This window comes from Pelagivirga sediminicola (assembly GCF_003072125.1).
GTDB classification, from domain to species: Bacteria; Pseudomonadota; Alphaproteobacteria; order Rhodobacterales; family Rhodobacteraceae; genus Roseovarius; species Roseovarius sediminicola.
On record NZ_QCYH01000007.1, the window covers coordinates 1 to 19,925 of the forward strand.

Sequence of the window (19,925 nt, forward strand, 5' to 3'; positions counted from 1 at the left end):
CTTCGTGTGCGTCCATAAGGACACTCGATAAACGATCTCACAGCCCAGCAGCCAGACGGCCCTCGGCGGAGGTTTACCCTGCTCCCGCTGGTCCCTCACCATGATGTAGAGACTGCAGGTTGGATTTGGGTATTCCGGTTCCCCGTCTGGTGCAAGCGCGTCGGCCGCGGAGTTCTCAAATTGCTCAAGCGCTCGGCGCGCTTGCTGCGGTGTCTGGTTGCCGAGCGACGAGTGTGGCCTGACGGTGTTGCAGTCGTGGCGCCATAGGGCCAGCTTGCGCCGTGCATCTCCCAAGGTGTCGAATATTTCCTCGTTTAACATCTCGTCGCGCAGGCTCCCTTGAAGCTCTCGATGAGGGCGTTCTGCTGGGGCTTGAGGTGCTCCCCATTCTTTGGACAGGATCTGGCGCTTTTTAAGCTCTAATCTGCTCCTGCTGATCGGGTTGCGTTGCTTCGACTTTCAGCGAGTAGACCACCGCCGGTGGTTGTTCGCCAAGTGCTTTGTGTGGGCGGCGATGATTGTAGAATTCCATCCATTTCCGGACACCGGCCCGGGCCTGAGATCCGGTCTCCCAAGCGTGCAGGTAAACACACTCGTATTTCAGGTGACCTGCCCCGCGGAAGTTCCCTCAGTCTGATGTAGAGTCTGCCCAACCTGAAGGAGCAGACGACATGCGGAAAAGCCGTTTCACCGAAGCGCAGATTATCTGGATGATCAAAGAGCAGGAGGCTGGTTTGCCGACGGCCGAGCTGTGCCGTAAGCATGGGCTGAGCCTTGCGACGTTCTGCAAGCTGAAGGCCAAATATGGCAGGATGGATGTTTCCGACGCCAAACGCCTCAAGCAACTCGAGGATGAGAACGCGAAGCTGAAGCGCCTGGTGGCAGATATCATGCTGGACAATGTTGTGTTGAAGGATCTCCTGGGAAAGCCCTGACGACGCCGATGCAACGGCGGGACGCAGTGCTGCGGGCGATGCGGGATCATCCGATCTCTCAACGCCGGGTCTGCGTCCTGATCGGGGTCGATCCGAAGACCGTGCGGCGCAAGAGACCGCCCGATAACCCGGAGATCCGTCTGGAAATGAACAAGATTGCTGAGAAGCGGCGCCGGTTCGGTTACCCACTGCCCGGCAGTCGATACGCAGTATCGATGAGAGGGGCGCATTGGCGTCGTGCTGGAGCGCGTGGGCATGATTATTATGAACGAAAAGAAGCTTTACCGGATTTACCGGGAAGAGGGCCTGTCAGTGCGCCGCCGTAGAGGCCGGAAACGGGCGCGAGGCAGCCGCACACCAATGCCAGTGCCATTGCGTCCGAACCAGCGCTGGTCCTTGGACTTCCTGTCCGACACTTTCGGAGCCTGTCGCAAATTCCGCATCTTGGCTGTCAATGACGATTGCTGCCGTGAAAACCTATGCGTGGTGCCTGATACCAGCATCTCTGGGGCCAGGGTTGCACGGGAGTTGGATGCTCTGATACGGATCTATGGGAAACCCGCCTGCATAGTTTCTGACAATGGCACGGAGTTCACCAGCAAGGCTATTCTGAAGTGGGCCAACGACAACAAGGTCGAGTGGCATTACATCGACCCCGGCAAGCCGCAACAGAACGGTTACATCGAGTCATTCAACGGCAGCCTCCGCGATGAATGCCTCAACGAAGAGATCTTCGACAGCCTGGCCGACGCCCGGCGAACGCTGGCCCTCTGGCGCTACGATTACAACAACGTCAGGCTGCATTCATCGCTCGGCAACAAGACCCCCGCAGAAGCGCGCCGAACGCTTGACTACTTGATGGCATCGCGCCCGGCGCGCTTGCCACACCCGAATACGACGACTATCAAACCCAAGGACTCTCGTTGTGACTGAGGGACGACCGGGGGGCAGGTCAGGTGCGCCACATGCGGGTTTCGCAAATTCCCGGACACGGATTTCAGTAATTCCCGGACACGCGTTTCGGTAATTCCCGGACAGGGATTTCGGTAATTCCCGGACAGCACCGGGGGCCGTGGTCACGGTTGGTCATCGCCTGCGTCGTCACGGCATTCTGCCGATCTTGATCGAGACCGGGAGGGGACATGCCAAGACGCAAGCAACCGAGGCGCATGACTGTGCAAGACATACGAACCATATTGCGTCTGACGCATGAACAGGGGCTTTCGGTGCGCGAGGTTGGCCTGCGCCTGAAGCTCAGCAAGACGACCGTGGCGACTTACCTGCTTCGCGCCCGGGAGGCAGGTCTGAACTGCTGGCCATTGCCATCCGGTCGCGATGACGATGCGACGCTGAAGCAGGTCCTTTTCCAGCGTGTCGGCCGCCCGGCCCGAGACCTGAGCGAACCCGACTGGCCGAAGATGATCGCGGAGATGAAGCGCAAGGGCGTGACGCTGGTGCTGCTCTGGGAGGAATACCGAGCCTCCCATCCCCCCCTCTCGGCGACGCAAAGCATCGCCTGTCGGGCAGTGGACGACTATGGCTACACCTGGTTTTGCGAACGCTACCGCGCGTTCGAGAACCGCATCAGCCCCCGGTATCGTAATCGCCATGAGGCCGGCGCGGTGATGCAGACCGATTACGCCGGGCACACGGTCCCGGTAATCGACCCGGGCACCGGTGCTGAGCATCGCGCGCAAATCTTCGTCGCCGTTCTGGGTGCTTCGAACTACACCTTCGCCTGGGCGAGCCTCAGCCAGAAGCTGCCCGACTGGATTGATGCTCAGGTCCGGGCGCTTAAATTCTTCGGCGGGGTCCCCAAGACGATCGTCTGCGACAATCTGAAGGCCGCCGTGGCCAAACCGCTCTGGTTCGAGCCGTCGCTGACCAAGACCTTCTCCGACACGCATTACGACACGACCGTGCTGCCCACCCGGCCGCGCAAGCCCGAAGCGGACCTATGTCATGTTACCCTCCAGCAGAGGGAGCACATGTAAATTGGGCGGTGTCCGGACTTTAGCTGCAATTCACTTCAAGCTCCGCTTGGCGGATCACGCAGGTTTCGGAGTCTGAGCGCTGACCGCTTGTTGTTTGACATGACCACTCAGCCAAGAGAGTTCACCGCACGCTTCAACGAAGACCCTTCGGTTACTGGTCCGAAAGCTCGGAACCAAGCGATAGCGTGCGGGTTGGTCTACCATCCTTGAACCAATTCAGAGAAATTTCCCGTGCAAACAAACGTGATAATCAATGGCACGCAGCGGCGACTGGAGCTTGATCCAAGAACGACCCTGCTGGATGCCCTCCGCCATCACCTCGGACTGTCGGGTAGCAAGAAGGGCTGCGATCACGGACAATGCGGGGCCTGCACGGTTATGGTTAACGGTCGGCGCATCAATGCCTGCCTGACGCTTGCGTGTATGCATGACGGCGATGAGGTGACCACGATCGAAGGGATCGGCCAGCCGGGCAACCTCAGCGCGCTTCAAGAAGCTTTCGTCAGCGAAGACGGGTTCCAGTGCGGGTATTGCACGCCTGGGCAGATCTGCTCGGCGACGGCGATGCTGGAAGAGATAAGAAATGAATGGCCGAGCCATGTGACGGACGATCTTGTGGGTGGGGCGGAGCTCACGAATGAGGAGATCTCGGAGCGCATGAGCGGAAATCTCTGCCGGTGTTCAGCCTATCCCAACATTGTCGAGGCGATCCGGAAAGCGGCAGGGAAAGGCGCATGAGACCTTTCGATTATATCCGTGCCGATAGCGCGGAGGCCGCGACGCGCCAAGTGGCGGACGGCGGCATTTTTATCGCGGGCGGCACCAATCTGCTCGACCTGATGAAGCTGGAGGTCATGGCACCCGAGGCCTTGATTGACATCAACCGGCTGGAGCTGAACCAGATCGAAGAAACCGAAGACGGCGGGTTGCGGATTGGTGCCTTGGTGACAAACAGTGACCTTGCCAATGACACCCGCGTGCGCCGCGATTGGCCGGTGTTGAGCCGCGCCCTGCTTGCCGGTGCAAGCGCTCAGTTGCGCAACAAGGCGACCACCGGGGGCAATCTGCTCCAACGCACGCGATGCTTGTATTTCTATGATCGCGCAATGGCTTGCAACAAGCGCGAGCCGGGCAGCGGCTGTGCGGCGCGCGAGGGATTTAACCGTATTCTCGCCGTGTTGGGAACGTCAGAGCATTGCATCGCCACGCACCCCAGCGACATGGCCGTGGCGATGCGCGCGCTCGGAGCCAAGGTGGAGACACTGAAGGAAGACGGCGAGACCCGTCAATTGACGCTTGATGAGCTTTACCTTCTCCCCGGCGATCGGCCGGACCGCGAAACGGTGCTGGAAGTCGGCGAACTGATCACAGGCGTCGTTCTGCCCGCGCGCGTTGATGGGCGTCAGACCTATCGCAAGGTGCGCGACCGTGCGTCTTATGCATTTGCCTTGGTTTCCGTCGCGGGAATCGTAGCCATGGAGGATGGTCGCATTGCCCGAGCGGACCTGGCCTTTGGCGGCTTGGCACCAAAACCCTGGCGTGACGCTCAGGTCGAAGCTCTTCTTGTCGGCGAAACGCCGTCGGAGGCGCTTTTTAACAAAGCCGCAGATCAGTTGCTCGCCCAGGCGCGGGGCTTCGGCGATAATGATTTCAAGCTCCTTCTCGCCCGCCGCACGCTTGTGTCGGTGCTCACGGAATTGACGGAGACACGGACATGACCGAGCAATTCAAGATGGACGCCCCGGCGACGGAACGGCGGCTGGATGACATGGCGCAGGGCCTCGTCGGAGCGCCGCTCGACCGGCCCGAGGGCGCATTGAAGGTCACCGGCACCGCGACCTATGCCAATGAGTGGCAGATCGAGGGTATGGTGCATGGCGTCATGGTCCGCGCGCCGGGCAACAGCGGCCGGGTCGTGCTGTCCAACAGGGAGGCAGTGGCGAAGATGCCCGGCGTCCTGTCGGTGATCCAGGACGACCGTCTGCTGCGCAACCCCGCCCAGGGCACGGCCAACAAGGCGCCGGTGCAAGGAGCGCAGCACGCGACCTACCTTGGTCAATTGATCGCCATTGTCGTTGCCGAAAGCTTCGAACAGGCCCGACACGCGGCGCAGGCCTTGAAAGTCACGCTTGAGAATGGGGAAATGGTGCCCGTCGATCCGGCAACCGCCGCAGTTGAGCCTCAGGAAGACCAGACGCTGGATCAAGGCAACCTTGATGGTGCCATGAGCGAAGCCAAGCACAGTGTTGATGTGGTCTATACCACCCCGTCGCATTCCAGCTCGCCGATGGAGCCGCATGCTTCCATCGCGTCATGGGAGGGCGAAGACCTGACCCTGCGCGCCAGCTATCAGATGCTGAAATACAACCGTAATGAATTGGCGGATTCGCTGCGCATCCACCCTGACAGGGTCCGCATAATCTCCCCTTACGTGGGCGGCGGCTTCGGCTCCAAGCTGGGGCTGGCGCCGGAAGCGGTGGCCGCCGCTATCGCGGCGAAAGAGCTGGGGCGTCCGGTTTCCGTCGCCCTGCACCGCCAGCAAGTCTATGAGGCCACGATGCGCCGTTCGGAAACCCGCCAGCGGCTGCGCCTTGCCGCCGATTCTGACGGGCGGTTGAGTGGTTTCGGCCATGATGCACGTGTGTCCAACCTGCCCGGAGAGACCTTTGCCGAGCCGGTGCTGCAAGCCTCGCACTTTCTCTATGCTGGGGCCAACCGCAAGATGTCGCTTGAATTGGCGCGTCTGCACCGGCTCTGCGCAGGCTCCGTCCGTGCGCCGGGAGAAGCCGTAGGCGTCACCGTGGTGGAAAACGCGATGGACGAATTGGCGCATGAGGTAGGCATCGACCCCGTCGAGCTCCGCCTGCGTAACATTCCCGAGAAAGACCCCGAAAGCGTTAAAGACTATTCATCCCGCCGGTTTCGCGAAGCACTGCAAAGCGGCGCTGAGATTTTCGGTTGGGCCAAGCGTCCCGGCGTTAAGGAACGGCGCGACGGCGAATGGCTGATTGGTTATGGCATGGCTTCGGCCGCGCGTATCAACGCCTTGATGGAAAGCCAGGCCCGGGTGACGCTGCTGCCGGACGGCACGGCGCGGGTCGAGACTGATATGACCGACATTGGCACCGGGACCTATGCGATCCTCGGCCAGATCGCTGGCGACATGCTCGGCTTGCCCCGCGACAAGGTCGATGTGATCCTCGGCGACACCAACTTGCCCCCGGCTGCCGGCTCGGGCGGGTCTTGGGGAGCGTCCTCCAGCGGGACATCGGTATATATTGCTTGCGAAGCGATCCGTCGCCAACTGGCCGACCGGTTAGACGTGAATGAGCATGACCTGATGCTAAAAGACGCTCGCGCGACCTATGCCAATCAGACCAAGGCCCTGACGGATGTTTTGCAAGGTGACGAAATTGCAAAGCTCGGCCATGTGCTACCCGGTGAAACTTCGGACGCCGTGCGTCAGGCTACGTTTGGCGCCTACTTCGCCGAAGTTGCCGTCCATGCAGCCTCTGGGGAAACCCGCGTAAGGCGCATGCATGGCAGCTTCGCAGCCGGGCGGATTCTGAACGCCAAAACGGCGCGTTCGCAATGCCTTGGCGGGATGACCTTCGGCATCGGCATGGCGTTGACAGAAGAGTTGACTTTTGATCCGCGCGATGGCCATGTGGTGAACCACAACCTTGCCGAATACCATATTCCTGTGAACGCCGACGTGCCGCAGCTGACGGTTGAACTTCTGGAAGAGCGCGATGATTGGGCGAGCCCCCTGCAGGCCAAAGGTATTGGCGAGCTTGGCATCTGCGGCGCGGCCGCGGCAATTACCAATGCGATCTACAATGCCACCGGCGTGCGCGTGCGGAACTATCCGGCGACGTTGGATAAAGTCATTGTGGGGTTGTGACGAAGGCGGAATTATCTTGTTCGTTGGGGGACATGGCGACCTCCACATTACCTCTCACCGCTTCGACGAGCCCAATGCTCTCAACCTTGTCGGCAGGCCTTCTACTGCAGTCGCGATCCACGGCCGAAAGGACGACGGAAGTGACAAGGTATGGCTAGGCGGCCGCTCAACCTATTTACGCGTCTCTATTGGTGCTGCGCTGCGCAACGCTTGCTTCGGAGCAGAACTCCACAAGGCGTTGTTTGGCGTTTATGAAACCAACATCTGCAACCGGAGTCGCTCAGGTGAAGGGGTGCAGCTCGAACTTTCGCGATCGCTGCGTCGCAGGCTGGCGACCTAGCGGAAGTTCTTGGGAAGATTTCCGCGTGGCTATACGCAGCGCCATCCATTCGGTGTGCGTAAATTGAAAAGGCGATAACTCCGAGCTGCGATCCAAGCAGTATCGAGCGCATATCGTGAAACCTAAAGCAAACATGGACGACTGTCCGCGAAAAAGCATCGTGCTGACGCGCCCCTATATTGCTGGGGTGGCAAGTTCGTCCCGCAAACTGTGAGTTCGAGCTACTCGCGATGATGGAGTCGCAGCGAAAGTCCGCAATCATGGGGGCGTTGCAACATATTGACCATTTCGTGGAGGTTGGCTTTGGGCCGCCCGTGAAGGCGGCCCAAAACATTAGATTTCAATGGCCTCTGCAATCGCAAGAGCATCCTCAAGTTCAACGCCGAGGAATCTGACGGTGCTGAGCGGTCGCTCCTGACCGACGATGCGCTCTTTGTTCCGGGCGGGGCGAGGCGCGCGAATGGCAGGTAAGTCTGGTGTCTGCATGGCTGGTCCTCCGATCCGCCACGCCCTCCCATAACGACAACCCGACGTTGACCAGGCATAGTAGCATTGGAATGCTGCGCTGTATCCGACGTCGCCCCCAGACGCGCCAGGGTGCGTGCGGCCTCCTCGGTCATCAGTCGACTGAAGGAGCGTTCTCGCAGCGACCCGTAAAGCAGTGCAATACGCGGGGCATGCGCTGCGCGCGCAGGTGCCAATAGGCGATCAGTGTCGATGGCTTGGAAATGATCTTCTTCGAGGTTCGGTGTATCAGTCAAGCGGGCCTCCTTCCGTGTCAATCAGCAGCGTGCCGTCTTCTTTCCACATCGGACCGGGTGGCAGGCGGTCCAGAAGATCCAGCACGGTCTCGCTCGGGCGGCACAGCCGCACGCCCCTGGGCGAGCAAACGATAGGACGGTTGACCAGAATAGGGTGCCTCAGCATGGCTGCGAGCAGCGTCTCGTCGTCCACGGCGAGATCGAGCAGTCCGAGTTCCTCCGCCGGGGATTTTGTCGTCCGCAGGGCGGTGCGGGGCGTCAATCCAGTTGCGGCGAACAACGCCAGAAGCTGCGCGCGGGTCCAGCCCGTTTGAAGATATTCGATCACCACAGGCGTCTCGCCTGACGCCTTGATAATCGCCAGCACGTTGCGCGAGGTGCCGCAGTCGGGGTTATGGTGGATGACAATGCTCATGATGCATCCCCCCCTTTGGGAAACCAGTGCTGCGTCCGGTTGGCGAAGGCGACAAGCGACAGCATCACGGGCACCTCGACGAGGACGCCGACGACGGTTGCCAAGGCGGCCCCCGACCCCAGCCCGAACAGGCTGATCGCGACGGCGACGGCAAGCTCGAAGAAGTTGGACGTGCCGATCATAGCGCAGGGCGCGGCGACGCTAAACGGAATGCGCCATGCCCGCGCTGCAAGGTAGGCCACAAAGAAGATCCCGTAAGACTGGATCAGCAGCGGCACGGCGATCAGCACGATAACGAGCGGGCGGTCCAGAATAACCTCGCCCTGAAACCCGAACAGCAACACCACCGTCACCAGCAGCCCGATGATCGAGAAAGGTTGCACACGGGATTTGAAGGCATCGACCGCCGCCTCGCCGCCCTTCGCGACCAGATTCCGGCGCGTCACATACCCCGCCAGCAGGGGCAGCAGGACGTAGAGGCCCACCGATAACAGAAGCGTGTCCCACGGCACAACGATGTCCGTGACGCCCAGCAGAAAGGCGACGATAGGTGCAAAGGCGAAGACCATGATCACATCGTTTACACTTACCTGCACCAGCGTATAGGTCGCATCGCCACGCGTGAGGTTTGACCAAACGAAGACCATCGCGGTGCAAGGCGCGGCACCCAGCAGGATAACACCCGCGAGGAAAGCCTGCGCGTCGTCCGGCGGGATCAGGCCCGCAAAGACGTACTCGAAGAACAACACACCGAGGGCCGCCATCGTGAAGGGTTTGATCAGCCAGTTGACCACCAAGGTCACGACCAGCCCTTTGGGCTTGTCACCGACCTGGCGTAGGGCGCCAAAATCCACGCCGACCATCATCGGATAGACCATCGCCCAGATCAGAACCGCCACGGCCAGATTGAGCGAGGCGACCTCCAATGCGGCCAGAAAAGAAAAGAGACCTGGAAAGATGTTACCCAGCAGCAGCCCGCCGCCAATGGCAAGTGCCACCCAAACGGACAGCCAGCGTTCAAAGGTTCCCAGATCCGCCGCAGCGGGGAGCGATGTATCGGTCATGTTGGGCAAGTCTCCATTCTAAAAGTTCCGCGCATTAGCAGTCACAAGCGAGCTCATTTATGACTGGTTGGCACAGTTCAGGACGTCCACCGCAGCAATCTTCCATGAGGAAAGCCAAGAGACCGCGCATCCCGTCCATGTCGGCAAAATACCGGATGGTGCGGCCTTCCCGCTTGTTCCGGATAAGGTTAGCGCGGGACAGGATGCTTAGGTGGGCTGACATCGTATTCTGACGAGCCCCGAGGGTGTCGCCTATATCACCCGCCGTCATGCCTGCCTCTCCGGCCTTAATGAGCAGGCGGAAGACATCGAGCCGAGTAAGTTGGCTGAGAGCCGCTAAAGCGCCGAGAGCATGATTCTTATCCATATATCCAGAATTATTGATATAAAAAAGTAGGTCAAGCGCTTTTTTGGAATTAGGGGCATCTAAAACGCTCAAAACCCAAGAAATTATTGAATGTTTTTGACCCCCAAAGTGGTAGCAGACGGTAGCTGCGTTGCAGAAAATCAGTAGAGAAGGCTCCTTGCCGACCCCGGGTGCGCCGCGGCATTTCGTGATACGTTGATCTGTCAACGTCGGGTTGTCGATGTGGAGGGCGTGGATCTGTCATGCAAACACCGAATTTACCTGCCATTCGCGCGCTTCGCCCTGCTTGGAACAAGGGGCGCATCGTGGGTCAGAAGCGGCCTCTGAAACCCAAGCATGATTGGGCAATCAGGGTTCGGCTTGAACTGGCCGAGAACCATCGCGACTTGGCGCTTTTCAATTTGACGATCGACAGCAAGCTGCGCGGGTGCGATCTGGTCAAACTGAAGGTCGTCGATATCATGGCTTCCGGCCTGATCAAGGAACGTGCCTCGGTCTTGCAAAGCAAGATGCAGAAGCCAGTGCGGTTCGAAATCTCGGATGGCGCGCGGGCGTCATTGGACAAATGGATGCATGATCCCTTGATGGTCGGATCAGAATATTTATGGCCTGGGCGTTTCCGAGCCCTGAGCGACAATCGGCGGCTCGCTGCCCGCCCGTTAAGCTTGGGCGGCGAAGAGATCAGTTCTTTTTTGCCGAAACGATCAACATCATTGGCCGTTCCGCCTCTTCGGCCATTTCCGGCATTACCGCGATCTGGTCCGGCGTCGGTGCAAATTCTTCGACCCGGCGCAGCGTGAAGCCCGCGCCGATCAGGGTGTTTATCGTGGTAGCCAGCGTCCGGTGGTGCTTCAGCACCCCCTTGACGAACCAGTCGGTGCGGCGTTCGCCCTCCATGGAATAGCCGTTGACCGGCCAGGTCTTGCGCCCGCTTTCATCCCTAATCCAGTGCGGATTGGCGGCGGCCATGAAGATCGGATGCTCAATGGTAAAGACCAGCTCGCCGCCGTGCGCCAGTTCTGCATGGATCATGCGGATCAGCCGCCCAAAATCCTTTACGTAGTGGAAAGTCAACGCGCTATAGACCAGATCGAACGCGGCTTCCGGTAGTTCGAGCGTGTCGAGACCGGCAATGCGGTAGTCGATGGCGTCATCGTCAGTGTCGGCCCGCGCCCGGTCGATCATGTTCCGCGACAGATCAAGCCCCAGGACCGAGGCCGCGCCGTTTTCACGGAACCAGCGGGATGCCCAACCAAAACCGCAGCCCAGATCGGCCACGCGCTTACTTTCCAGTTCGGGAAGCAGCGCACGGATAACGGGCCATTCCGGCGCACCATCCAGCCCCTGCACCTGCCGGGGCAACTGGCTGTAGCCGGTAAAGAAATCCGGGTTGTCGTAGATATTCTGTGTCATGTTCATCTCCAGAGAAAAGGGAGAGCGGCGCACGTTTTCCACGCCAAAAGACCTCGTCGGAAAAGGCCAAGCCGAGGCTGGCAATCGGCGTAGTCGGTTCACGTAATCGTCGTCCCGCGAGGGGGATACCGGCCGTCCGGGCGACAATGTGGATGTCCCTCTTCAACTATGCGAGCGGTATCGACCTTGAGGCGTGAAAAGTCAATTTCATCGCCCACGCGAGCGGCCACAATGTCCGCGCTGCTGACCTTCGCACTTCGAAAATGCTGCGTGATGCATGAATGGCCGGTTCCACATCCAAGATGACACCATGATCCGTGTCGATGAGATAATTGTCAGAATAGCTGAAGAATGCAGGCCCTTTCCGCGCCGCTGTCCCCTGGCTGGACGGGTCCGAATGCGAGGTGAACTTGGGCTGGACCTCGCTGGCGGCACCAAAGGCGGCCTCGTCCAGCGTGTCGAGATACTCGCGCACGGCGCGCGGCGCATCAGCCGGATCGATGTGCGTTGCATCCCAGTCTTCCTTCGGCGTCGAGTTCTGCTTGTTGGCATCCGCCTCGATCAGGCTGGCATCTACGGCCATGCGCTGTCCGTTCACCAGACCTTCTTGGATACACCGGGCGACAGTCGTCCCGAACAGATGCCGCAGCAGTTCGTTGTCACGGAAGCGCCCGTGACGGTTCTTGGAAAAGGTTGAGTGATCCGAAACCCGGTCGCTCAGATCGAGCCGACAAAACCACCGATAGGCGAGGTTCAGATGCACCTCTTCGCAAAGCCGCCGTTCCGACCGGATGCCGAAGCAATAGCCGACCAGGAGCATGCGGATCAGCAACTCGGGATCGACGGATGGACGGCCCGTGTGGCTGTAGAAATCCGCCAGATAGGCGCGGACGTCAGTCAAATCGACGAAGCGGTCGATGGACCGAAGAAGGTGATCCTGAGGGACATGATCTTCCAGCGAGAACTCGTAGAACAGCGACGGCTGCGCCTCCTGCCTTGGTCCCATCATCACCGATCCTCCAACCCATTGCAGGATTTGAATCAGTAGTTCAGGCCGCAATCAAGGAGGAGTTTTTCAACAAAATAAGTCCTCCTTACCAGATGCTGCGTAGGCGAAGTTGAAGATCACGCACTTGCGGCGAACGACCGTAAGTCCGCGGCCCGGTCATTGCCGGGGTGAAAATGCTGCGCTCTGCTCGAATGGCCGCAATGCGAAATACGCAGCAGCGGCGCTCGAGAAGATGAATGGCCGGTAAGTGCCGTTCGCAACATGTTGCATGAAGGGCCACTATGGATCGATCTTGGCTCTGTGAGAAGCGGCTGTGAAGTTATCGTTCAATCCGGGCCTCACTCAGGCCTGTGAAACAGTGTCCAAAACCTGCTCCCGCAACCACTTTTACTGAACCACCACCGAGAAATGCCTCACCCTCTGGCTGAGCCAGTCCGACTAGGGCTGCGATCGCCCCGTCAAGGTCGATCCGAATGCCGTCGTCCAACTCGTGTACGGTCACAGCTTCGATCAGACCGCGAATGGTCTACAGCGCCATTGGCCGGATCTCCGGATCGGCCAAAGTCTCGGACAACTCCTCCACTTTTCGGCGATAGATCTCGCTCGCGCAGAAATTGCTTCTTGGGAAATGGAGGCGGCGCACTCGAGGTCGGAATACTTCGGGCAACTTGCAGCTCCGGAAGCTGAAATTCCGGCTTCCAACACTTCGGAACGGGCATCGTCTGGGCCGGACAGCGAGGAGCCCGAGGGCCTGGGAGAGGAATTCGTGGACCTCGCTCTCGACTGGTACGGCAATCTTCCCGGGCATTTGGCCCCCGTTTCCCGCAGCCGAAAATCCGCCCCGTGACGAATGGGCAAGTCGCGCTACCCATCAGGAACCTGCGATATCCTTATCTTTCGCCCCACCAGGCTTGGGTTTTTCGGTCGGCTCCTTCTAGAGCCGAAGTGGCTACGATTTTCCGCATCCTGGAGCTAAAGTCTACGGCGCGACTAAGGCGACTATGTCACTCTTTACTGATGCACTGCGCGCCGAGCTGGCCGAGTGGCGCATTCTGCTTTCCTCGCGAGGTACACACCGTCAAAGCCTTATGGCTACTGAACCTCTGCCGGGTTCTGCGCCACGAAATGCAAAGGCCGATGGCTCAGCGGCCCATCTTCATGCTCAGCAACAGATCGGCAAGGTCATTCACGAACGCTGCGCGATAGCCATCTGCTGAGGGGATGCCGCTGAAGGTGCCCGTGATTCAAGTCGATGGGCACAAGACGCTACCCACAGGGCACGATGGTGGAATCCGACTGCATGGCGGTTTCGATTTCCTCGTCAAAGAACGCAAGAAAGGTGCGCGCGGCGACCGACAGCGGTGTTTCAGGGGACGAAATGATACTAATCCCGAATGGAACCGTGGCTTCCAGCGGTCGCACGATGATGCCGTGCGAGGCATAGTGGCGCGCGGTGAATGGGTCGACGATCGCAACGCCGCAGCCTTCGCTGACAATTGCGCAGGCGGCAATGGATTGATGCACACGTATCCGCATATTCGGCTCCAGTTCGTCGTAGAGGGCGGCGCCTGATGGGTGGCGCGACATGAATTCCCTCTGCAGGCCGATCACGTTCTCGTTCATGAGTTGAGCGGTGGAAATGACCGTCTGTTTCGTCAAGGCGTGCCCTTCGGGCAACGCGCAGACACAGCGAAATTGCCGTTGCCGTTCAATCCGAACGGCACTGGTCACCGAGACAGGGTCAACGATGCCCAGATCGGCGAACCGGGAGGTGATCAGATCGACGATCTGACGCGATTGCGTTGAAATGCTGGAGACATGCATTTGCGGATGCGCCTGGTTGAATCGCCGGATGACGACCGGCGTGATGGCGATGGCGAGCGCGATGAACGCTCCCAGACGCAATTGCCCCACCGCCAGCGTCCGGATGTCGGCTGCGGTATGCGCCAGCCGCTGCATGGTGTAGAAATATTTCTGGATCTCATCATAGAACAGCATCGCTTCCGGCGTGGCCAGCAACCGGCCTTTCTGGCGCTCGAACAGGGCAAATCCGATGGTCTGCTCCAAGCTGCTGATCAGTCGGCTGACGCTTGGCTGCGAGATATTCATGGCAGTCGCTGCCCGCGTGACCGAGGCCGCCTCGACCACCGCCTTGAAGGCTTCGATCTGGCGCGGACTGATCGTTTCACTGCTTGAGGGTCTGTGCATGATCCATAGCCTATAGCATTTGTGAATGGGTAACGCAAATAATGCTCTTTGACTATATGGGCTGCCGTTCCGATACTGAAGGCCGAAGACTCATCAATAATGGGAGGAACCATCCATGATGACGCCAAAGTTAAGGACGCGCCTGCGCCTGTTCTGCGCCAGCCTGATGATGTCGGGCACCGCATTTGCCTGGACTGCCCCGGTGCAAGCTGAGGAACTGACCGTCTACGGCGCCATGGCCAAGGACCATTTCGCCGAACTGATCGCGGTCTTTCAGGCCAAGGAGCCGGATCTCAAGATCAATCAGTTGCTGGATTCCAACGGCCCGATCATCGCCCGGCTATTGGCCGAGGAGGCCAACCCCCGCGCCGACATCATCCTGGGCGCCGCCGTGCCCGGTCTGGTGATGCTGGAAGAGCGCGGCATGCTGGAGCCTTACGCGCCCGAAGGTCTGGACCAGATCAAGGACCGCTTTCGCGACCGGCGCAGCGATCCGCCGAATTGGGTCGGCACCGATGCCTGGGCCTCGGCCGTGTGCTTCAACACCGCGGAGGGCGAAAGGCTGGGCGTTGCCGCGCCGCAAAGCTGGCAGGACCTGACCAAGCCCGAATACAAGGGCATGATCACCATGCCCAACCCCAACTCCTCCGCGACCGGCCTGCTGGCCATCGTCGGCTGGGCCGAAATCTTCGGTGAGGAGGGCGCGTGGGAGTATATGGACGCACTGCACGAAAACGTGTCGCAATATGTCCATTCCGGCTCCAAGCCCTGCCGCATGGCCGCGGCCGGTGAGGCGGTGATCGGCATTTCTTACCCCGCGCCCGGCGTGAAGGCGATCAATGACGGGGTGCCGCTGAGCGTGATCATCCCCGAAGAGGGCGTCGGTTCGGAAGTCGAGGGCGTGGCCATCGTCAAGGGCGCGCGCAACCCCGATGCTGCCCGCAGGCTCGCCGATTTCGCCGCCAGCCAGGAAGGCCACGAGATCCACAACAAATACTATGCGCTGGTCGGACGCAAAGGCGTATCAAACCCCGTTCCGAACTATCCCGAGGGCGAGGAAGCGGCGCTTGTCGATGTGGATTTCTACTGGGTCGCAGAGAACCGCGACCGCATCCTGGCCGAGTGGCAGGAGCGTTACGGCCGCAAGGACGAACCCAAATAGGGCGCAGCGGCGGCACCACATGAAAACACTCGGTCCGGCCCTTGCCGGGCCGGTTCACCCAGACCACGTGAAAGGCTGACTGAACATGGTCAACCCGGTTCCGGCGATACCCTCAGAGCGGCGGAAAATCCGCGTCTCCACCAGTGGCGAGGATGTTCTGCTGCGCCTCTGCCTGATCGCGCTGGGGGTGTTTCTGGTGGTCGGGTTGTTGCTCCCGATCTACACGCTTCTATCCAAAGGGGTGCAGGATGCGGATGGCAATTTCGTCGGCCTGCAGAATTTCATCACCTATTTCAACGAACCGCGCGTGTCGGTCGTCTTCTTCAACAGCCTGCGCATTTCGGTGATCTCGACGGCGATCACGCTGTTGATCGCGGGGGGGTATGCCTTTGCGCTGACCCATTCGCGGATGCCGGGGCGCGGGTTTTTCCGCGCGGTCGCGCTGATGCCGCTGCTGACGCCGTCGCTGCTGCCGGGGATTGCGCTGATCTATCTGTTCGGCACTCAGGGCTTCTTTCGCGAGGCGCTGCTTGGATACAGCCTCTATGGCCCGATCGGGATCGTCATGGGTGAGGTCTTCTTTACCTTTCCCATCGCGCTGATGATCGTGCTGACCTCATTGCTGACGATCGACCGCAGGCTGTACGAGGCGGCCAAGACCTTGCGCGCAGGAAAGGTGCGCACGTTTTTCACGGTAACGCTTCCCGCGATGCGGTTCGGCCTGAGCGCGGCCTTCTTCGCCGTCTTTACCAAGGTTTTCACCGATTTCGGCGTGCCCATCACCGTCGGAGGGTCCTACCCGGTGCTGGCCACGGACCTCTATCAAAAGGTGATCGGCGGGTTTGATTTCCAGATGGGCGCCGTGGTCGGCATCTTGCTGTTCATTCCCGCCGCGATTGCGTTTCTGATCGGGCATCTGTTGCAACGCGGGCACAGCGCGGGCATCGACGGCAGCGCGGTGATCTACATCCCCGAGAAAAGCCGCGGGCGCGACATCGCCTGTTTTGTCTTCTGTGCCGCCGTCGCGGCGGCGATCCTGGGCATCCTGCTGATGGCGGTGCTGGGATCGCTGTTCAAGCTGTGGCCCTATAACCTGAGCCTGTCGCTGGCCAGCTACAATTTCACCGCGCATGAATCCAGCGGCTGGAGCGCCTATGGCAACAGCCTGAAACTGGCCGGCGGCACCGCCGTGTTCGGCACCGCGCTGATCTTCTTCGGGGCCTACCTGCTGGAGCGGATGCCGGGCGCGGCGTGGATGCGGGCCGTGATCGGCTTCCTGTGCATGGTGCCGCTGGCAATGCCGGGCATGGTGCTGGGCCTGTCCTACATCTTTTTCTTCAACAACCCGTCCAATCCGCTGGGCGGCATCTATGGCACGATGACGATCCTGATCCTCAGCACCGTTGTACATCTGTATACGGTGCCGCACCTGACGGCGCTGACATCGCTCAAACAGCTCGATCCGGGGCTGGAGGCGGTGGGGTCATCGCTGAAAGTGTCGCGTTTTGTCACCTTTGGCCGCGTCATCCTGCCGGTCAGCCTGCCGACGATCCTGCGCATCGCCAGCTATCTGTTCATGAACTCGATGACGACGATCTCGGCGCTGGTGTTCCTTTATTCGGCCAATACCAAGGTCGCCACGATCAGCGTGCTGCTGCTGAACGACAACGCCATGCTTGGCCCGGCGGCGGCGATGAGCGTGCTGATCGTGGCCACCTCGGCGGCCGTGGTCAGCCTGCAATGGCTGCTGATGCAGGGCCTTTTGCGCCGCACCAATGCATGGCGCGGCAAGGAAGCGTGACGCAGATCCCGACACATACCCCCGCCATGCGCGGCAGGACTTCAAGGACAAGGAATATACAAATGACCGTTTCGACAGGTGCGCAGACAGCCCAGGAATTTGTCGATTTCTCGCACGAACTGGCCGATGCCAGCCGGGCGCTGATCCGCAGCCGGTTCCGCAAGCAGATCGACGTGGAGATGAAGCCCGACGACACCCCCGTGACGCCCACCGATCTGGAGGTGGAAACGCTGATCCGCGACATGATCGCAGACCGCTACCCCACCCACGGCGTCATCGGAGAGGAGCATCCCGACAGCGCCGCCGGGGCCGAATGTGTCTGGGTGATCGACCCGATCGACGGCACGCGGTCCTTCATCGCCGGGCGCCCGGTGTTCGGCACGCTGATCGCGCTGGCGATTGGCGAGGTGCCGGTTCTGGGCGTGGTGGATATTCCGATCACGCAGGAACGCTGGGTCGGGGCCACGGGGCATTCGACGCGGCTGAACGGCGAGGTCGCGCGCACGCGCCAATGCGCCGCGATGTCCGACGCGATCCTGCTGGCGACCTCGCCCGAATATCTGGGCGAGGATGCCGCCCAGCCCTTCGCGCGCATCGCGGGCGAATCGCGGTTCAACATCTATGACGCGGGCACCCAAGGCTATGGGCTGGTTGCCAGCGGCCATGCCGACATCATGATCGCGGCGCGCTATGGTATCGTCGATTACCTCGCCGCCGTGCCGGTGATCGAGGGCGCGGGCGGCGCGGTGCGCGCCTGGGACGGCAGCCGGCTGAACCTGCATTCGGGCGACCGCATCGTTGCGGTCGGCGATGCCGCGCGCTTGCCCGAGGCGCTGGCGCTTCTGGCGCAAAATGACGCGGAGGGGTGATGCCATGCAGGACCTGAGCGACACCGCACAGACCGCGCCGATGCCCGCGTTGCAAATCTCCGGCCTGTCCAAATCCTTTGGCACCTTCACCGCGCTCAAGGGGATTGATCTGGCCATCGAGAAGGGCGAATTCGTCTGCTTTCTGGGGCCGTCGGGCTGCGGCAAGACAACGCTGCTGCGCGCGATTGCCGGGCTGGATGTGCAGGATTACGGCACGATCCTGCAAAACGGCCGGGATATTTCCGGCCTGCCGGTGCATGGCCGCGATTTCGGCATCGTGTTCCAGTCCTACGCGCTGTTTCCCAACCTGTCGGTCGCGCGCAATGTAGGCTTTGGCCTGCGCGGCTCGGACCTGACGCGCGCGCAGCGCAAGGCGCGTGTGGCCGAATTGCTGAGCATGGTCGGGCTGGACGGGCAGGCCGAGAAATACCCGGCGCAACTGTCGGGCGGCCAACAGCAGCGCGTGGCGCTGGCGCGCGCGCTGGCGCCCTCGCCCGGTCTGCTGCTGCTGGACGAGCCGCTGAGCGCGCTGGATGCACAGGTGCGCCTGCATCTGCGCGACCAGCTGCGGCAATTGCAGCGTGACCTTGGGGTAACGACGATCATGGTCACCCATGATCAGGACGAGGCGCTGTCGATCGCGGACCGGATCGTGGTCATGCGACAGGGAGAAATTGAACAAATCGGAACGCCGGAAGAAGTGTTCAGACACCCAGCCACAGCTTTCGTCGCCGGGTTTCTGGGCGACATGAATTTCATTCCCGGCACGGTAGCATCAGAAAACAGCGTTTCGGTCGGCCAGATCGCCGTCAAGGTGCCAGATACGACCGGGCATGACCGCGGCGACCGGGTGAATCTCTGCATTCGTCCGGCCGATATCATGGTCGGCAAATTTGGCGATGAGACACCAAATCGGATGGATGCAAAGGTCGAATCCATGTCGTTTCGCGGCAATTTTCACCAGCTTTCAGTATTCTGCCCGGCGATATCCCAAAACCTTGAGATTGAGTTGCGCCATCAGGGCCAGGGTGGACACTCGATTTGCGAAGGCGCAACGCTGACGATTGCGCTATCGCCTGAAAAACTGGTCATCTTTGCGTGATTTTCATACTGTATCACCTGACAGATGCGACGGCAAAGATGCGCTTGTGGTCAACATTGCGTGGCGATATGCAGCCGCCCCACCTTGAACTCTTCTACGACCAGCAGGCCCTGCAACATTCGGCTACCCGCGAACGGGAACTCCATGTGCAGCTTGTCCATCCGATGCATCAGCTTCAGATCAGCGTCCGACGTCGGACGTGGCCGGTAATAGACGCTGCGCCGGGTGACCCTAGGACGATGCCTTGGCGGCTGACGCTCAGCTTCGCGGGTTGATCGATCATCTTTTTGCGCTCGGAAACAGGCCCGCGCTGCCGAGCGCGCCCGACAAAAAAACCGTTCTCCAGCGCCAGTTCCGCGATCTTCGCATGCAGGGTCTTCACATCGATTGCCGGTTCTGCATCCGGTTTTACCGCAGCTCCGAAAACACCCGTGGCGCCTTCAAGAAGTTGATCCCGCCATTGCTTATCTTGATGGCGGGCTGGACGATTACCGGCCGGATTCGGACCCACCCGACACCAGCGGATGGTGGAATTCGCGGGGGTCCGGGAACCGCAACCGCACGGTTGGCGATTCGATCTT

The 19,925-nt window shown here is 60.4% G+C and carries 14 protein-coding genes and 7 pseudogenes; 11 read left to right on the forward strand and 10 right to left on the reverse strand.

Annotated features, from left to right (window positions below; all coding sequences use genetic code 11):
* Positions 1-108: 108 nt before the first annotated feature.
* Both DC366_RS12545 and DC366_RS12550 read right to left on the reverse strand, forming a co-directional pair.
* Positions 109-374 (reverse strand): annotated as a pseudogene (locus DC366_RS12545) (integrase core domain-containing protein); the annotation flags it as partial.
* Between the two features lie 38 nt (positions 375-412).
* A pseudogene (locus DC366_RS12550) lies at positions 413-604 on the reverse strand (integrase core domain-containing protein); the annotation flags it as partial.
* Between the two features lie 67 nt (positions 605-671).
* Between DC366_RS12550 and DC366_RS12555 the strand changes: the two are divergent.
* The 6 genes and pseudogenes from DC366_RS12555 (at position 672) to DC366_RS12580 (ending at position 7,173) form a co-directional block, all read left to right on the forward strand.
* Positions 672-1,864 (forward strand): annotated as a pseudogene (locus tag DC366_RS12555) (IS3 family transposase).
* 213 nt (positions 1,865-2,077) lie between these two features.
* Positions 2,078-2,881 (forward strand): annotated as a pseudogene (istA, locus tag DC366_RS12560) (IS21 family transposase); the annotation flags it as partial.
* 279 nt (positions 2,882-3,160) lie between these two features.
* Entirely contained in the window at positions 3,161-3,667 is a 507-nt protein-coding gene (locus DC366_RS12565) for a 2Fe-2S iron-sulfur cluster-binding protein (RefSeq protein ID WP_108692579.1), read from the forward strand.
* Positions 3,664-4,647: an FAD binding domain-containing protein gene (locus DC366_RS12570; RefSeq protein ID WP_108692580.1), complete on the forward strand. Its 984-nt coding sequence runs from the start codon at positions 3,664-3,666 to the stop codon at positions 4,645-4,647. Before DC366_RS12565 ends, DC366_RS12570 begins: the two co-directional genes overlap by 4 nt.
* Complete coding sequence (locus tag DC366_RS12575) at positions 4,644-6,833, forward strand: xanthine dehydrogenase family protein molybdopterin-binding subunit (RefSeq protein ID WP_108692581.1); 2,190 nt, start codon at positions 4,644-4,646, stop codon at positions 6,831-6,833. The genes DC366_RS12570 and DC366_RS12575 overlap by 4 nt, the downstream gene beginning before the upstream one ends.
* Positions 6,769-7,173 (forward strand): poly-gamma-glutamate hydrolase family protein, encoded by a 405-nt coding sequence (locus tag DC366_RS12580; RefSeq protein WP_243405119.1) that lies wholly within the window; start codon positions 6,769-6,771, stop codon positions 7,171-7,173. The genes DC366_RS12575 and DC366_RS12580 overlap by 65 nt, the downstream gene beginning before the upstream one ends.
* Before the next feature lie 333 nt (positions 7,174-7,506).
* On the opposite strand, the gene DC366_RS12585 is transcribed toward DC366_RS12580, so the two are convergent.
* The 4 genes from DC366_RS12585 to DC366_RS12605 form a co-directional block, all read right to left on the reverse strand.
* Positions 7,507-7,659: an integrase gene (locus DC366_RS12585; protein WP_108692582.1), complete on the reverse strand. Its 153-nt coding sequence runs from the start codon at positions 7,657-7,659 to the stop codon at positions 7,507-7,509.
* Positions 7,660-7,926: 267 nt separating this feature from the next.
* Positions 7,927-8,349, reverse strand: a complete 423-nt coding sequence (gene arsC, locus DC366_RS12595; protein WP_108692583.1) for an arsenate reductase (glutaredoxin) — start codon at positions 8,347-8,349, stop codon at positions 7,927-7,929.
* Positions 8,346-9,413: an ACR3 family arsenite efflux transporter gene (arsB, locus tag DC366_RS12600; protein WP_108692584.1), complete on the reverse strand. Its 1,068-nt coding sequence runs from the start codon at positions 9,411-9,413 to the stop codon at positions 8,346-8,348. Before arsB ends, arsC begins: the two co-directional genes overlap by 4 nt.
* A 34-nt stretch (positions 9,414-9,447) precedes the next feature.
* The gene (locus DC366_RS12605) at positions 9,448-9,780 is read right to left on the reverse strand and encodes an ArsR/SmtB family transcription factor (RefSeq protein ID WP_108692585.1); all 333 of its coding nucleotides are present in this window, start codon (positions 9,778-9,780) and stop codon (positions 9,448-9,450) included.
* A 242-nt stretch (positions 9,781-10,022) separates the two neighbouring features.
* Between DC366_RS12605 and DC366_RS20300 the strand changes: the two are divergent.
* A pseudogene (locus DC366_RS20300) lies at positions 10,023-10,400 on the forward strand (site-specific integrase); the annotation flags it as partial.
* A 61-nt stretch (positions 10,401-10,461) separates the two neighbouring features.
* On the opposite strand, the gene DC366_RS12615 reads toward DC366_RS20300, so the two are convergent.
* The 3 genes and pseudogenes from DC366_RS12615 to DC366_RS12630 form a co-directional block, all read right to left on the reverse strand.
* Complete coding sequence (locus DC366_RS12615) at positions 10,462-11,193, reverse strand: class I SAM-dependent methyltransferase (protein ID WP_108692714.1); 732 nt, start codon at positions 11,191-11,193, stop codon at positions 10,462-10,464.
* 125 nt (positions 11,194-11,318) lie between these two features.
* Positions 11,319-12,202, reverse strand: a pseudogene (locus DC366_RS12620) (transposase); the annotation flags it as partial.
* 1,266 nt (positions 12,203-13,468) lie between these two features.
* On the reverse strand, positions 13,469-14,410 hold the full coding sequence (locus tag DC366_RS12630; RefSeq protein WP_108692587.1) for a LysR substrate-binding domain-containing protein: 942 nt from the start codon (positions 14,408-14,410) through the stop codon (positions 13,469-13,471).
* A 115-nt stretch (positions 14,411-14,525) separates the two neighbouring features.
* Between DC366_RS12630 and DC366_RS12635 the strand changes: the two genes are divergently transcribed.
* From DC366_RS12635 to DC366_RS12650, 4 genes are all read left to right on the forward strand, one after another.
* Positions 14,526-15,572: an extracellular solute-binding protein gene (locus DC366_RS12635; protein ID WP_108692588.1), complete on the forward strand. Its 1,047-nt coding sequence runs from the start codon at positions 14,526-14,528 to the stop codon at positions 15,570-15,572.
* Positions 15,573-15,657: 85 nt separating this feature from the next.
* Positions 15,658-17,373: a putative 2-aminoethylphosphonate ABC transporter permease subunit gene (locus tag DC366_RS12640; RefSeq protein ID WP_108692589.1), complete on the forward strand. Its 1,716-nt coding sequence runs from the start codon at positions 15,658-15,660 to the stop codon at positions 17,371-17,373.
* Positions 17,374-17,435: 62 nt separating this feature from the next.
* The gene (locus DC366_RS12645; protein WP_165802905.1) at positions 17,436-18,242 is read left to right on the forward strand and encodes an inositol monophosphatase family protein; all 807 of its coding nucleotides are present in this window, start codon (positions 17,436-17,438) and stop codon (positions 18,240-18,242) included.
* Between the two features lie 4 nt (positions 18,243-18,246).
* Positions 18,247-19,344 carry a putative 2-aminoethylphosphonate ABC transporter ATP-binding protein gene (locus tag DC366_RS12650; protein WP_108692591.1) on the forward strand — a complete coding sequence of 366 codons (1,098 nt, stop codon included), beginning with the start codon at positions 18,247-18,249 and terminating at the stop codon, positions 19,342-19,344.
* Between the two features lie 59 nt (positions 19,345-19,403).
* On the opposite strand, the pseudogene DC366_RS19910 reads toward DC366_RS12650, so the two are convergent.
* A pseudogene (locus DC366_RS19910) lies at positions 19,404-19,819 on the reverse strand (IS3 family transposase); the annotation flags it as partial.
* Positions 19,820-19,925: the final 106 nt, after the last annotated feature.